This is a genomic window from Micromonospora sp. WMMA2032 (assembly GCF_002688545.1).
Lineage (GTDB): Bacteria > Actinomycetota > Actinomycetes > Mycobacteriales > Micromonosporaceae > Micromonospora > Micromonospora sediminicola.
The window spans coordinates 1773365-1787500 of record NZ_CP024052.1; the positions used below are offsets into that span (position 1 = coordinate 1773365).

At 72.9% G+C, this 14136-nt stretch carries 12 protein-coding genes and 2 rRNA genes (1 of these 14 running past the window's edge); 2 read left to right on the forward strand and 12 right to left on the reverse strand.

The features are described from left to right. Position 1: 1 nt before the first annotated feature. From CO540_RS07575 to CO540_RS07610, 8 genes are all read right to left on the reverse strand, one after another. Positions 2 to 865, reverse strand: a complete 864-nt coding sequence (locus tag CO540_RS07575) for a hypothetical protein (RefSeq protein WP_099161483.1) — start codon at positions 863 to 865, stop codon at positions 2 to 4. 61 nt (positions 866 to 926) lie between these two features. Beyond that, on the reverse strand, positions 927 to 1868 hold the full coding sequence (locus CO540_RS07580; RefSeq protein WP_099161484.1) for a copper transporter: 942 nt from the start codon (positions 1866 to 1868) through the stop codon (positions 927 to 929). Positions 1869 to 1896: 28 nt separating this feature from the next. After that, the gene (steA, locus tag CO540_RS07585) at positions 1897 to 3075 is read right to left on the reverse strand and encodes a putative cytokinetic ring protein SteA (protein ID WP_099164652.1); all 1179 of its coding nucleotides are present in this window, start codon (positions 3073 to 3075) and stop codon (positions 1897 to 1899) included. A 118-nt stretch (positions 3076 to 3193) separates the two neighbouring features. Beyond that, a complete protein-coding gene (gene recN / locus CO540_RS07590) occupies positions 3194 to 4951 on the reverse strand; it encodes a DNA repair protein RecN (RefSeq protein WP_098745298.1) in 1758 nt (585 codons plus the stop codon). Positions 4952 to 5385: 434 nt separating this feature from the next. Continuing rightward, positions 5386 to 6270 (reverse strand): NAD kinase, encoded by an 885-nt coding sequence (locus tag CO540_RS07595; protein ID WP_091577872.1) that lies wholly within the window; start codon positions 6268 to 6270, stop codon positions 5386 to 5388. Then, positions 6267 to 7115 (reverse strand): TlyA family RNA methyltransferase, encoded by an 849-nt coding sequence (locus tag CO540_RS07600; protein WP_099161485.1) that lies wholly within the window; start codon positions 7113 to 7115, stop codon positions 6267 to 6269. Before CO540_RS07600 ends, CO540_RS07595 begins: the two co-directional genes overlap by 4 nt. A gap of 22 nt (positions 7116 to 7137) precedes the next feature. Next, a complete protein-coding gene (locus CO540_RS07605) occupies positions 7138 to 7386 on the reverse strand; it encodes a hypothetical protein (protein WP_099161486.1) in 249 nt (82 codons plus the stop codon). Continuing rightward, on the reverse strand, positions 7383 to 7958 hold the full coding sequence (locus tag CO540_RS07610; RefSeq protein ID WP_099161487.1) for a hypothetical protein: 576 nt from the start codon (positions 7956 to 7958) through the stop codon (positions 7383 to 7385). The genes CO540_RS07605 and CO540_RS07610 overlap by 4 nt, the downstream gene beginning before the upstream one ends. A 112-nt stretch (positions 7959 to 8070) precedes the next feature. Between CO540_RS07610 and CO540_RS07615 the strand changes: the two genes are divergently transcribed. Continuing rightward, a complete protein-coding gene (locus tag CO540_RS07615; protein ID WP_099161488.1) occupies positions 8071 to 8406 on the forward strand; it encodes an SCP2 sterol-binding domain-containing protein in 336 nt (111 codons plus the stop codon). A 12-nt stretch (positions 8407 to 8418) separates the two neighbouring features. Here the strand turns inward: CO540_RS07615 and CO540_RS07620 are convergent, their stop codons facing one another. Continuing rightward, positions 8419 to 9414: an HAD-IIA family hydrolase gene (locus CO540_RS07620; protein ID WP_172967996.1), complete on the reverse strand. Its 996-nt coding sequence runs from the start codon at positions 9412 to 9414 to the stop codon at positions 8419 to 8421. Positions 9415 to 9485: 71 nt separating this feature from the next. Continuing rightward, the gene (locus CO540_RS30845) at positions 9486 to 10448 is read right to left on the reverse strand and encodes a tetratricopeptide repeat protein (protein WP_253866712.1); all 963 of its coding nucleotides are present in this window, start codon (positions 10446 to 10448) and stop codon (positions 9486 to 9488) included. A 57-nt stretch (positions 10449 to 10505) separates the two neighbouring features. Here CO540_RS30845 and CO540_RS30320 point away from each other — a divergent pair, with 57 nt between their 5' ends. Next, positions 10506 to 12275 (forward strand): hypothetical protein, encoded by a 1770-nt coding sequence (locus tag CO540_RS30320; RefSeq protein WP_172967762.1) that lies wholly within the window; start codon positions 10506 to 10508, stop codon positions 12273 to 12275. A gap of 93 nt (positions 12276 to 12368) precedes the next feature. Here the strand turns inward: CO540_RS30320 and rrf are convergent. Both rrf and CO540_RS07640 read right to left on the reverse strand, forming a co-directional pair. After that, positions 12369 to 12485 (reverse strand): 5S ribosomal RNA (rrf, locus tag CO540_RS07635). A 75-nt stretch (positions 12486 to 12560) separates the two neighbouring features. After that, positions 12561 to 14136, reverse strand: a 23S ribosomal RNA gene (locus CO540_RS07640) (it continues 1533 nt past the right edge of the window).

Below are 14136 nucleotides of genomic sequence, written 5' to 3' on the forward strand. Positions count from 1 at the left end.
GTCAGTCGGCGAGCCGGCCCAGCTCGTCGAGGTGTCGCAGCCCCGGGGTCCGCTGGATCACCTGGGTGAAGCTGACCTTCTCGCTGGCCGCGGTCAGCGCGGCGAGCACGGCCAGCACGGCGGCGCGCCCGAGCGGCCCGGTACGCGCGGCGAGGCTGACCCCGAGCACCGCGCCGAGCGCGTTGGCGCCGCTGTCGCCGAGCATCACCCGCTCGTCCAGGTCCTCGCGGACCAGGCCGGCGGCGGCGCCGACGGCTCCCGCCGCGATGCCGCCGTAGGGGCCGGTGGACAGCGGCGCGCCGAGCAGCATGCCGGACTTCAGCGCCCGGCCGGGGCGCAGGTCGAGCAGGTTGACCAGGTTGGCGGTGCCGGCCACCACGCCGGCGCCGAGCAGCACGTCGAGCCCGCGCCCGAGCGCGCCGGCCCGCTGGCGACGCGGGTGGGCGGCGACCCGCCGGTCGGCGGCGAGCAGCGCCGCGGCGCCGAGCCCGGCCGCGCCCACCCCGGCGACCTTGACCAGCCCGGCGGTGACCTGCCCCTCGCGCAGCGCGGCGAGGTGCCCGGCGAACCCCTTGGCGGCCTTCTGTTCCGGGCGGGCGCCGACCACGTCGTCGTAGAGCCCGACCGCGCCCGCGCCGACCCCGGCGAGCAGGGCGGCCGCGCCGGCCGGCGCGCTGCCGGCGCCGAGCGCGCCCGCGGTGGCGGCGCCGACGGCCAGCGCCGGACCGGCGGCCAGGGTCACGGTGCGGCCCCGGTAGTTGGTGCGCTCCAGCGCGGGCGCGCTCGGCGACATCCGCACCTCGCGCAGCACGTAGCGGGCGGTCAGCACCCCCGCGCCCACGGCCAGCAGCCGACCCAGTCTCACGCGACCCCTCCGATCCGGACTCCGAACGCGGCACGGCACGGACCGGGCGGTCCGGGCGCGTTCACTGGGGCAGTTTAGGCAGCAGGCCGGTGGCGTTGTCGCCCACGCCGTACTGGCCGGTCTTCTTCTCGGTCAGCTGCTGTGCCAGGGCGAGGCTGGTGACCAGCTGGCCCTGCACGGTGTTGGCGTTGTCGACGGTGGAGATGGTCTGCGACAGCACCGGGTCGCCGCGGACCACCGCGACCAGGTTGCCGCCGGTGGAGCCCATGCCGGCGACCACGAGCGCCCCCGCCCGGTCGAACTGCTCGGCGATCTTCACCACCGACTCGTCCTTCTTCGCCGAGTCCTTGTCCACGTACGGCTGGCCGGTGACCAGCACGACGGCCTCGGCGGCGCCGGAGATCTTGTCCTCCGGGGTGAGGTAGCCGGCGGTGGCGTACTGCTGCAGCACGCTGCTCCGGTCGGCGTCGCTGACCGGCGGGCTGCCCGCCGGCCGGTCCACCAGGACGTTGGCCAGCAGCGCGCTGGAGGTCTCCACGCCGTGCCCGTTGCCGGGCAGGTTGGAGGCCGGGGCGCTGTTCGGGCGGGCGGCGGTGACCGCCAGCTCCAGCAGGTTGTTGTTGCTGTCCGGGTTGATGAACTTGTCCTGCACGTCGATCCGGCCGGTGACGTCGGCGCCGGCGGTGCGGAGCATCTTGATGACGCCCTCGGCCTGGTCCCGGCCGCTGGGCAGGGTGAGCACCAGCACCCGGCGGTCGTTGAGCTTGCCGGGCAGGACGACCTGGGCCATCTGGGCGGCGAAGTCCTCCTCGGTCTCCAACTGCTTCTGCATGTCGTTGACCGACTGGCGCATCAGTGAGTTGTCCTTGCGCAGGCCGTTGACGTTCTCCCGGAGCGCGTCGGCGACCGGGCCGTTGAGGGCGGCCGTGCCGACCACCAGGCCGATCGCCAGCGCGAGGAAGACCGCGGTCAGGGACACCACGTGGTAGCGGAAGTTGATCACGCTTGCAGCCTCTTGATCGTCGGGGGAGCTAGAAGAGCTGGCCGAGCTGGAACACGAAATTGTCCCACCATTCGGAGACCACGCCCAAATACGCCTTCCCGACGGTGGAGACCGCCACCGCGGAGGCCATCGCGGCCACCGCCGAGAGGACCAGCAGCAGCAGCGAGGAACCGGAGATGCTCTGCCGGTAGAGCCGGCTGACGCCCTTGGCGTCGACCAGCTTGCCGCCCACCTTCAGCCGGGTCAGGAACGTCGACGCCATGCCGCCGCGGCCCTTGTCGAGGAACTCCACCAGGGTGGCGTGGGTGCCGACGGCCACCAGCAGCGAGGCGCCCTTCTCGTCGGCCAGCAGCATGGCCAGGTCCTCGCTGGTGGCCGCCGCCGGGAACGTGATCGCGGGGACGCCCAGACCGTTGACCCGGGGCAGCCCCGGGGCCCGCCCGTCCGGGTAGGCGTGCACGATCACCTCGGCGCCGCAGCGCAGCACGTCGTCGGTGACCGAGTCCATGTCGCCGATGATCATGTCGGGGGTGTAGCCCGCCTCGACCAGCGCGTCGGCCCCGCCGTCGACGCCGATCAGCACCGGCTTGAACTCGCGGATGTAGGGCCGCAGCACGTCCAGGTCGGCCTTGTAGTCGTAGCCGCGGACCACGATCAGGCAGTGCCGGCCCTGGATCTGGGTCTGGATCTCCGGCACGCCGACGCCGTCGAGCAGCAGGTCGCGTTCCTGCTTGAGGTAGTCCATCGTGTTGGCGGCGAACGCCTCCAACTGCACCGACAGGCCCTCCCGGGCGTCGGCCATCGACTTGGCCACGGTCTCGGCGTCCTGCAGCGCGCCGTGCGCGACCGGTTCGTCGCCGACGAAGACGGTGTTGCCCTCGATCCGCACCAGGTCGCCCTCGCGGATTTGCTCGAAGACGCTCTCCCCGAGGTCGTCGAGCAGCGGGATGCCGGCCGCGACGAGCACCTCGGGGCCGAGGTTGGGATAGCGGCCGGAGACCGACGGCTTGGCGTTGACCACCGCGGCGACCCCCACCGCGACGAGCGAGTCGGCCGCCACCCGGTCCAGGTCGACGTGGTCGATGACCGCGATGTCACCGGGGCGCAGGCGACCGACCAGCCGTTTCGTCCGGCGGTCGAGGCGCGCGGTGCCGAGGATCGAGCCCGGTTCCGCGTTCCGGGTCCGGCGCAGTGTGGGTAGACGCATCGTGACCATCCTGGCATGTGGGGCAGGTAATGCTGTCGCGACATGCCTGAGCAGGGCCGCCTACCCAGGGAAGCACACCGGGACGCGCCCCGGTGTGCTTGCGCTCACAATCGGGGCATCACGGACGCCTTTCCTTGGCCGCCACGGCCAGGAGTTCCTCGGCATGAGCGATACCCAGATCGGAATCCGGCAAACCGGCGAGCATCCGGGCCAGCTCGCGGGCCCGCTCGGTGTCCTCCACCACCCGCACGCCGCTGGTGGTCACCGCGCCGCCGGTGTCCTTCGCCACCACCAGGTGCCGGTCGGCGAACGCGGCGACCTGCGGCAGGTGGGTGACCACGAGCACCTGGTGGCTGCGGGCCAGCCGGGCCAGCCGGCGGCCGATCTCCACCGCGGCCTGGCCGCCGACCCCGGCGTCGACCTCGTCGAAGACGAGCGTGGGCGGGCCGCCGGAACCGGCGAACACCACCTCGATGGCGAGCATCACCCGGGACAGCTCACCGCCGGACGCGCCCCGCTGCAACGGCAGCGCCGGCGCACCCGGGTGGGCGAGCAGCCGCAGCTCGACCTCGTCGGCGCCGTCCGCGCCGACGCCCGCCTCGACGCCGTTGACCGGCAGGCTCGGCTCGGACCGCCCGGCCGGCCGGGACAGCACCGCCACCTCGATCCGCGCGTGCGGCATGGCCAGCCCCGCCAGCTCGACGGTGACCTGCTCGGCGAAGCGGACCGCGGCCTCGTGCCGGGACGCGGAGACCCGCCCGGCGAGGTCGGCCACCTCACCGGCCAGCCGGGACGCCTCGCGGTCCAGCTCGTCCAGCAGCTCGTCGGAGGTGTCCAGGTCGGACAGCCGGGTCCGGGCCCGCTCGGCCCAGGCCACCACCCCGTCGACGTCGTCGGCGTACTTGCGGGTGAGCGCGCGCAGCGCGGCCCGCCGCTCGTAGATGGTCTGCAGGCGGGCCGGATCGGCGTCCAGCGCGGCCAGGTAGGTGGACAGCTCGGCGGCCACGTCGGTGACCAGCGTCGCGGCCTCCTCCAGCCGGGCCGCCAGCTCACCCAGCGCCGGGTCGGTGCCGGCCTGCGCCTCCAGCGTGCGCCGGGCCGTGCCGAGCAGCGCGGTCGCGTCCGGCGCCTCGTCGGTGGCCTCCACGCCGCCGGCGACGCACTGCTGCGCCACCTGCGCGGCGGTGCGCAGCCCCTCGGCGTGCTCCAGCCGCTGCGCCTCCGCCTTCAGCTCGTCGTCCTCCCCCGGCTGCGGATCGACCCGGGTGATCTCGTCGAGGCCCAACCGCAGCAGGTCGGCCTCCTGGTTGCGCTCGCGGGCGTTGCGCCGCCGGTCGGCCAGGTCGTCGACCACCGTCCGCCACCGGCCGTACGTCTCGCGCAACGCGTCGAGCAGCTTCTCGTGCTCCGGGCCGGCGAACCGGTCCAGCGCGGCCCGCTGCTCGGCCGGGCGCAGCAGCCGCAGCTGGTCGGACTGCCCGTGCACCGCCAGCACCTGCTCGCCGACCTCACCCAACGTCGACACGGGCATGCTGCGCCCGCCCAGGTGGGCGCGGGAGCGGCCCTCGACGGTGACCGTGCGGCTCAGCAGCAGCGAGCCGTCCTCGTCGGGCTCGCCGCCGGCGTCGATGATCCGGGCGTGCACCGCCTCGGCCACCCGCCCGCGCAGGCGCAGCCGCCCCTCGACCACCGCGCGGCCCGGCTGGGCGCGCACCCGGCCGGCGTCGGCCCGGCCACCGAAGAGCAGGCCGAGACCGGTCACCACCATCGTCTTGCCGGCGCCGGTCTCGCCGGTGATGACGTTCATCCCCCCGGCCAACGGCAGCGTGGTGTCCTCGATGACGCCCAGTCCGGTGATGCGCAGCTCTTCCAGCACAGCACCCGACAGTAGCCCCGCCGTGTGACAGTTGACCAGCCGGCACGGTGGCCTGTGGACGCCGTACCGTTCTCGACGGTCGGTCCGGCGCCGGCGGGCACTGCCCGCGCGGGTGGTCGGGGCGCCGGACGTCACGTCGTCGCCCAGCTCGTGCGCCGCCGCTTCCTCCGGCGGCGGCTCGACGAGCTGTCGGCCCGACCGGGGTCGACACCCGACCGGGCGCGGCGCGCCGGTCCACCCGCCGTGGCCCGGCCGCGAACGCTCCGGCGCCCCGACCGTCGCGGACCGACCACCCCCTGGTCGGGCCCGCGACCACCGGGTCACGCGTCCGGGAACCGGCGGGCCTCACCGCCGTGCCCGGACTCACCTCGACGTGACCCGTGCGCCCACGGTAACGCGCGCCGGGGCGGAGCCGGCCGGATCTGAGCGGTCGATCAGCGCCGGTTGCCGCGCCAGCCCTGCACGGGCAGGTCGAACTTGGCCACCAGCCGGTCGGTGAACGGACGCGCCCGCAGCCGGACGATGCGCACCGGCAACGCGCCGCGCCGCACGGTGACCCGGGCGCCCGGCGGCAGGTCGTAGACCCGCCGGCCGTCGCAGCAGAGCACCGCGAGCGTGGTGAACGGGTCGACCGTGATGGCGAACGTGGACGTCGGCGCGGTGACCAGCGGGCGGCTGAACAACGCGTGTGCGCTGATCGGCACCAGCAGCAGCGCCTCCACCTCCGGCCAGACCACCGGGCCGCCGCCGGAGAACGCGTACGCCGTGGAGCCGGTCGGGGTCGCGCAGACCACACCGTCGCAGCCGTAGCGCGACAGCGGCCGGCCGTCCACGTCGACGAGCAGCTCCAGCATCTGGGCGCGTTCGCCCTTCTCCACGCTGATCTCGTTGAGCGCCCACGACTCGATGGTCGGCCCGCCGTCGAACTCGGCGGTCACGTCGAGGGTGAGCCGTTCGTCCACTGTGTAGTTGCGCCCGACCACGTCGCGCACCGCGGTGTCCAGGTCGTCGATCTCCGCCTCGGCGAGGAAGCCGACCTTGCCCAGGTTGATGCCGAGCAGCGGCGCCTTCGCCGGGCGGGCCAGCTCGGCGGCGCGCAGGAACGTGCCGTCCCCGCCGAGCGCGAAGACGATCTCCGCACCCTCGGCCGCCTCCGGACCGGTCACCGGCACCACGCCGGGCAGGTCCAGGTCGTCGGCCTCCTCGGCCACCACCCGCACCTCGAACCCGGCCGCGATCAGGTCGGCGGCCACGGACCGGGCGTGCTCGGTGCTGCGTCGACGGCCGGTGTGGGTCACCAGCAGCGCGGTACGGCTCATCCGGACACCTCCTCGGTCGTGGCCGCCGTCGCGGCGGCTCCCTGCGGGCCGGCGGCCACCACCGTGCGGACCCGGTCCGGATCGGCGGCGGGCGCGTCCCGGCGCAACCATACGAAGAACTCGACGTTGCCGCTCGGCCCGGGCAGCGGGCTGGCCGCCACGTCGGCCAGCCCGAGGCCGAGCCGCGCGGCGGCCGCGGCGACGTCGAGCACCGCCTCGGCCCGCAGCGCCGGGTCGCGCACCACGCCACCGGCGCCGACCCGCTCCTTGCCGACCTCGAACTGCGGCTTGACCATCAGCGCCAGGTCGCCGTCGGGGCCGGTGCAGCCGGCCAGTGCCGGCAGCACCAGACGCAGTGAGATGAACGACAGGTCGGCCACCGTCAGGTCGACCGGCCCGCCGATCGCCTCCGGCGTGAGGGTACGCACATTCGTGCGCTCGAACACCCGGACCCGCTCGTCGGTGCGCAGCGGCCAGGCGAGCTGCCCGTAGCCGACGTCGACGGCGACCACCTCGGCGGCTCCGGCGCGCAGCAGCACGTCGGTGAAGCCGCCGGTGGAGGCGCCCGCGTCCAGGCAGCGCCGGCCGGTCACGGCCAGCCCACCCGGGGCGAACGCGGCGAGCGCGCCGGCCAGCTTGTGGCCGCCCCGGGAGACGTAGTCCTCGGTCGGGTCCTCGCCGGTGACCAGCAGCGGGTCCGCCGGGTCGACCATGGCGGCGGCCTTACGGGCCGGCACTCCGCGCAGCTGCACGCGACCGGCCTCCACGAGCGCGGCGGCCTGCTCGCGGGAGCGGGCCAGGCCACGCCGGACGAGTTCGGCGTCCAGCCGGGTACGACGAGCCATCGGTGTGGTTCTCCGCCTCTGCTCAGGCCTGGTCGATGCTGGCGAGCGTCTCGCGCAGCGTCTCGTACGCCGCCTCGTACTGCGCGATCTGGTCGGCCGGGGCGAGCGCCTCGGCGTTGGCCATGCCCCGCACGGCGGCGTCGACCGCCGGGTGCCGGGCCTCGCCGACCTCCTCGACCGGCGCCGGGCGGACACCGGGCGGCGGGCCGGGACGCGCGGGCGGACCGGGGCGCGGCCCGGGCGGCGGACCCGGACGGAAGGGCGCGGTCACGACTCGGCCGCCCGGCGCCCGGTGGTCTTCTTCGCCGGCCGTGCCGGGGCGGCGGGAGAGTCGTCGGCCGGTGTGCGCGCCACGGTGGCGGCCGGCTTGCGCGCGATCGCCTTCTTGGCCACGGCCTTCTTCACGACCGCCTTGGACGGCGCCGGGGTCGGCGCCGCTCCGGTCGGCGCGGCCTCCGGCGGCTCGGCCCCCGACGGCGCGGGCTCGGTCGACGTGCCGCTCGACGGCGTGGGCCGCTCGGGGCCCGCACCGGCCGGGACGGTGCGCGCCTCGCGCAGCTGCCGTTCCAGGTCGTGCACCCGCCGGGTCAGCTCGGCGACCTCGTCGGCGGTGGCCAGGCCGACCGCGCCGAGTGCCCGGTCCACCTCGAAACGCACCAGCTTGGTCAGCGCCTCCCGGTTCGACAGGCCGGTCGCGACCAGTTCCTCGGCGAGCGACTGGAGCTGCGCGGCCGTCGCGCCGCCCTGGCCGACGACGCGCATCACCGCGTCCTGCGCCTTCTTCCGGGGCGCCTCCGTCAGGCCCATGGCCAGCTCGAGGTAGGCGCGCCACGCGTCCTGCATGCCTGAGTCCTTCCGCGGGGCGAGGTGTGCAGGTGCCACGCTACCGGGCGCCTGGGACGTCCCATTGCGGTACGGTGCCGGGAAACGGCGTGGCTCGTGGTGAGGAGACGATGTGGCCAGCGTGGACGAGTGCCGGCAGGCGTTGCAGGACCTGGCGACCCGGCTGGACCAGCACGCCGAGGCGCAGGGGAAGATCGACCTGGACCGCACCCTGGCCTGCCGGATCACCGACCTGGGCACCGCCTTCCACGGTCGGCTGGAGGGCGGCCGGCTGGTCGACCTCGCCGACGGCGACGACCCGAAGGCCAAGATCTCGCTGAGCACCGGCAGTGACGACCTGGTCGCCCTGGTGCACGGCAAGCTCGACATCATGTCGGCGATGGCGTCCCGGCGGGTCTCCATCAAGGCCAACCCGTTCGACCTGATGAAGCTCCGCAAGCTGCTCTGAGCGGCCGGCGGCTCAGCCGTCGAGACCGAACGCGGCGAGCGCCTCCGCCGCCTGCGCCGAGCCGGCCCGCACACGCGGGTCGACCGACGTCGACCAGGCCACCGCGCACAGCGCCGCGAGCGCGTCCAGCGGCCGTCCCGCACCGTCGAGGACCAGCTCCCCGCCGGTCACGGTCACCGACCAGCCGCCGGCCTCCGGCCGGCCGGGCACCGCCACCACGGCCGCCGGGTCGAAGAGCCCCGCCAGGTCGAAGGAGACGTACGCCGGCCGGCGCGACTCCGGCGCGGCCAGCAGCTCGGCGGCGTCGCTGACCCCGGTGAGCACCAGCAGGCTGTCCAGCCCGGCCCGGCGGGCGCCCTCGATGTCGGTGTCGAGCCGGTCCCCCACCACCAGGGTCCGCCCGCTGCCGGCGCGCCGGGCGGCGGTGGTGAACAGCGCCGGCTCCGGCTTGCCCACCACCACGTCGGGATCCCGGTCGAGCGCGGTGCGCAGCACCGCCACCAGCGAGCCGTTGCCGGGCAGCGGTCCGCGAGGGCTGGGCAGCGTCCGGTCGGTGTTGGTGGCGTACCAGGGCACGCCCGCGCGGACGGCCAGGGACGCCTCGGCCAGGTCGGACCAGCCCACCTGCGGCCCGTAGCCCTGGGCCACGGCGGCGGGCTCCTCGTCGGCCGTGGACACCGGCCGCAGGCCCACCGCGCGCAACTCCGCCCGCAGCGCCTCCGCGCCGACCACCAGCACCGGCGCGCCGGCCGGCAGTCGGTCCCGGAGCAGTTCGGCGGTGGCGGCCGCCGAGGTGAGCACCTCGGTCGGCCGGGCCGGCACGCCCATGCCGGTGAGCAGGTCGGCCACCTCGCTGGAGCGGCGGGAGGCGTTGTTCGTCGCGTACGCGACCGCCCGCCCCTCGTCGCGCAGCCAGGCGACCGCCTCGACCGCGCCGGGGATGGGCCGGTCGATCAGGTAGATGACCCCGTCCAGGTCGAAGACGACCAGGACGTACCCGTCGACCAGCCGGCCGCCCGCCCCGGCGCGGTCGGGTGCACCCCGGTCCGCGCCGGAAGCGGTGTCCCCGGCGGGCGCTGTCACCGGCGCTCCGCCGCCTCGTCACCGCCGGCAGGCGTGCCACCGGACGCGGGCGGGGTGTCACCGGCGAGCGACTCCGCCTCGGCGTCGGTCAGCTCGTCGTCGCCCAGGTCGCCGGCGTCGCGGTCGCGGTAACCGGCCCGAGCCGCGTCACCGACGTTCGCCGTGTCGGCGCCGTCGGCCCGCGGACGGGTGTCGCCGTCCAGGTCGTCGTCGTCCTCGTCTTCGTCCTCGTCGTCCTCGTCGTCCTCGAGGTCGTCCTCGTCGTCGAGGTCTTCGTCGTCGAGGTCGTCCTCGTCTTCGTCGTCGAGGTCGTCCTCGTCTTCGTCGTCGAGGTCGTCGTCCTCGTCTTCGTCGAGGTGGTCGTCGGCGGCGTCGGTCTCGTCGTCGGGGCGCGCGGCCGCCGGGCCGCTGCCGTCCGCGTCGTCCGCCGGCTCGTCGTCCTCGTCGTCACCCTCGATGACCACGCCGTCGAGCTCCAGCAGCCGCTCGGCGGCGTCGGTCTCACCCTCGGAGTCGACGTCGGCCGCCCGGGAGAACCACTCCCGGGCCTCCTCACGTCGGCCCACGGCGAGCAGCGCGTCCGCGTACGCGTAGCGCAGCCGCGCCGTCCACGGCTCGGGCGAGTCGGTGGTCAGCTCGCGGACCTGCAGCATCGCCACGGCCGCGTCCTTCTGCCCCAGGTCGCCCCGGGCACCGGCGGCGACGATCAGCAGCTCGATGGCGACGGCCTGGTCGAGCTTCTCCCGGTCCGCGCCACGGAACAGGTCGATCGCCCGTTCCGGCCGGCCCAGCGCCCGCTCGCAGTCGGCCAGCACCGCCAGGTGACTCTGCAGGCCACTCATCCGGTGGTACGTCCGCAGCTCGGCGATGGCGGTCTGCCACTCCCCCGCGTGGTACGCGGCCAGCCCGACCGCCTCCCGCACGGCGGAGATACGCGAGGCGAGCCGGCGGGCCGCCATGGCGTGCGCCAGCGCCAGCGTCGGATCCTCGTCGATCAGCAGGCCGGTCGCGACCAGGTGCCGGGCGACCGTCTCCGCGACCGGCTTGGCGAGCGAGAGCAGCTCCGCGCGGACGGTCGAGTCGAGGTCACTCGCGACCACCTCGTCCGGCAGTTCCGGCGCCTCGCCGGTACGCCCCTCGCCGCGCTCGTCCTGACGTTCACGCTGCGGCCCGTAGTTGCCCGGCCGGTCCTCGTAGCCGCGACGCTCCCCGCCCCGGTCGTCACGCCCACCCCGGTAACCACCCGGGGCCCGGTCCTCGCGGCGGAAGCCGCCGTCGCGGTCGCCGCCCCGGTAGCCGCCCTCGCGACGCTCACCGCCGCGGAAGCCGCCCTCACGACGGTCGCCGCCGGGCCGGTTGTCGCGGTCGCCCCCACGGAAGCCACCCTCGCGTCGGTCGCCACCGCGGAAACCACCCTCGCGGTCACCGCCGCGGAAGCCACCCTCGCGACGGTCACCGCCGCGGAAACCACCCTCGCGGTCACCGCTCCGGAAGCCGCCTTCGCGACGGTCGCCGCCGCCGGGCCGGTTGTCGCGGTCCCCGCCGCGGAAACCGCCTTCACGACGGTCGCCACCGCGGAAACCACCCTCGCGGTCACCGCCACGGAAACCGCCCTCGCGACGGTCGCCGCCGCCGGGGCGGTTGTCGCGGTCACCGCCACGGAAACCGCCTTCACGACGGTCACCGCCGCGGAAACCACCTTCACGGTCACCGCCACGGAAGCCGCCTTCACGACGGTCGCCACCGCGGAAACCACCTTCACGGTCACCGCTCCGGAAGCCACCCTCACGACGGTCGCCGCCGGGGCGGTTGTCGCGGTCACCGCCACGGAAACCACCTTCGCGACGGTCACCGCCGCGGAAACCACCTTCACGGTCACCGCCACGGAAACCGCCTTCACGACGGTCGCCACCGCGGAAACCACCCTCGCGGTCACCGCCACGGAAGCCACCCTCACGGTCACCGCCACGGAAGCCACCCTCACGACGGTCGCCGCCGCCAGGGCGGTTGTCGCGGTCGCCCCCACGGAAACCACCCTCGCGACGGTCGCCGCCACGGAAGCCGCCCTCGCGACGCTCGCCACCGCGGAAACCACCCTCGCGGTCGCCACCGCGGAAGCCACCTTCGCGACGGTCGCCGCCACCGGGCCGGTTGTCGCGGTCCCCGCCACGGAAACCACCCTCGCGACGGTCGCCGCCACGGAAGCCGCCCTCGCGACGGTCCCCGCCACGGAAGCCACCCTCGCGACGCTCACCACCGCGGAAACCACCCTCGCGGTCCCCGCCACGGAAGCCGCCCTCACGACGGTCGCCACCCCGGAAGCCGCCATCGCGGTCCCCGCCACGGAAGCCGCCCTCACGACGGTCGCCGCCGCCGGGGCGGTTGTCGCGGTCGCCCCCACGGAAACCGCCTTCACGACGGTCACCGCCACGGAAGCCGCCCTCACGACGGTCACCGCCACGGAAGCCGCCCTCACGACGGTCGCCGCCGCCGGGGCGGTTGCCGCGGTCCCCGCCACGGAAGCCACCCTCGCGACGCTCACCACCGCGGAAACCACCCTCACGGTCCCCACCGCGGGAGCCACCCTCGCGACGCTCGCCACCGCCGGCCCGGCTGTCGCGACGGAAACCGCCGTCGCGGTTCTCGCCACCACGGAAGCCGCCGGCGCGGTCGTCGCGGCCACCCCGGTACGAAGGACGGTCGTCGCGGCGGGCGTCGTTACGCCCCCGGCCGCGGTCGGCGCTGTCCTCGTGACGGCGGGGCCGGTCCCCGCCCTGCGGTCCTGAACTCACAGGTGCATCCTTCCTGATGGCGTTTCCGCCGTAACGCTAACGCAGTCGAGGGCCGACCCTGCTGGGGCGGCCCTCGACTGAAAGATTGTCCGGCGGTGTCCTACTCTCCCACACCCTCCCGAGTGCAGTACCATCGGCGCTGGAGGGCTTAGCTTCCGGGTTCGGAATGTGACCGGGCGTTTCCCCTCCGCCATGACCGCCGTAACTCTATGAACATGTCAACCATCCCAGGTCGGGTGGTGTTTGTTCAGAGTTGCACAGTGGACGCGTAGCAGCTTGGTAGTCAAGTCCTCGGCCTATTAGTACCGGTCAACTGAACCCGTTACCGGGCTTACATTTCCGGCCTATCAACCCAGTCGTCTAGCTGGGGGCCTTACCCCACAAAGTGGGTGGGATACCTCATCTTGAAGCGAGCTTCCCGCTTAGATGCTTTCAGCGGTTATCCCTTCCGAACGTAGCTAACCAGCCGTGCCCCTGGCGGGACAACTGGCACACCAGAGGTTCGTCCGTCCCGGTCCTCTCGTACTAGGGACAGCCCTTCTCAAGTATCCTACGCGCACGGCGGATAGGGACCGAACTGTCTCACGACGTTCTAAACCCAGCTCGCGTACCGCTTTAATGGGCGAACAGCCCAACCCTTGGGACCTGCTACAGCCCCAGGATGCGACGAGCCGACATCGAGGTGCCAAACCATCCCGTCGATATGGACTCTTGGGGAAGATCAGCCTGTTATCCCCGGGGTACCTTTTATCCGTTGAGCGACACCGCTTCCACATGCCAGTGCCGGATCACTAGTCCCGACTTTCGTCCCTGCTCGACCTGTCAGTCTCACAGTCAAGCTCCCTTGTGCACTTGCACTCAACACCTGATTGCCAACCAGGCTGAGGGAACCTTTGGGCGCCTCCGTTACCCTTTAGGAGGCAACCGCCCCAGTTAAACTACCCACCAGACACTGTCCCTGAACCGGATAACGGTCCGAAGTTAGATACCCAAATCAACCAGAGTGGTATTTCAAGATTGCCTCCACCCATACTGGCGTATGGACTTCACCGGCTCCCACCTATCCTACACAAGCTAATTCAGATACCAATGTCAAGCTATAGTAAAGGTCCCGGGGTCTTTCCGTCCTGCCGCGCGTAACGAGCATCTTTACTCGTAATGCAATTTCGCCGGGCCTGTGGTTGAGACAGTGGGGAAGTCGTTACGCCATTCGTGCAGGTCGGAACTTACCCGACAAGGAATTTCGCTACCTTAGGATGGTTATAGTTACCACCGCCGTTTACTGGCGCTTAAGTTCTCCGCTTCGCCCCGAAGAGCTAACAGGTCCCCTTAACGTTCCAGCACCGGGCAGGCGTCAGTCCATATACATCGAATTACTTCTTCGCATGGACCTGTGTTTTTAGTAAACAGTCGCTTCCCCCTGCTCTCTGCGGCCATACAACGCTCCACCCGCGCGGGGCTTCACGTCTCCGGCCCCCCTTCTCCCTAAGTTACGGGGGCAATTTGCCGAGTTCCTTAACCACAGTTCGCCCGATCGCCTCGGTATTCTCTACCTGACCACCTGTGTCGGTTTGGGGTACGGGCCGCTCAGAACTCGCTAGAGGCTTTTCTCGGCAGCATAGGATCACTGACTTCACCTGAATCGGCTCGGCATCACGTCTCAGCCTACATGCACCGCGGATTTGCCTACGGTACGGCCTACACGCTTACCCCGGCACAACCACCGGCCGGGATCAGCTACCTTCCTGCGTCACCCCATCGCTTGACTACTACCCGCCAGGTTCCCACGCTCCCCGCATCAGACCCGAAGGTCATCCACGGTTTGGGTGGTTAGCACAACGAGGTTCATCAGGGT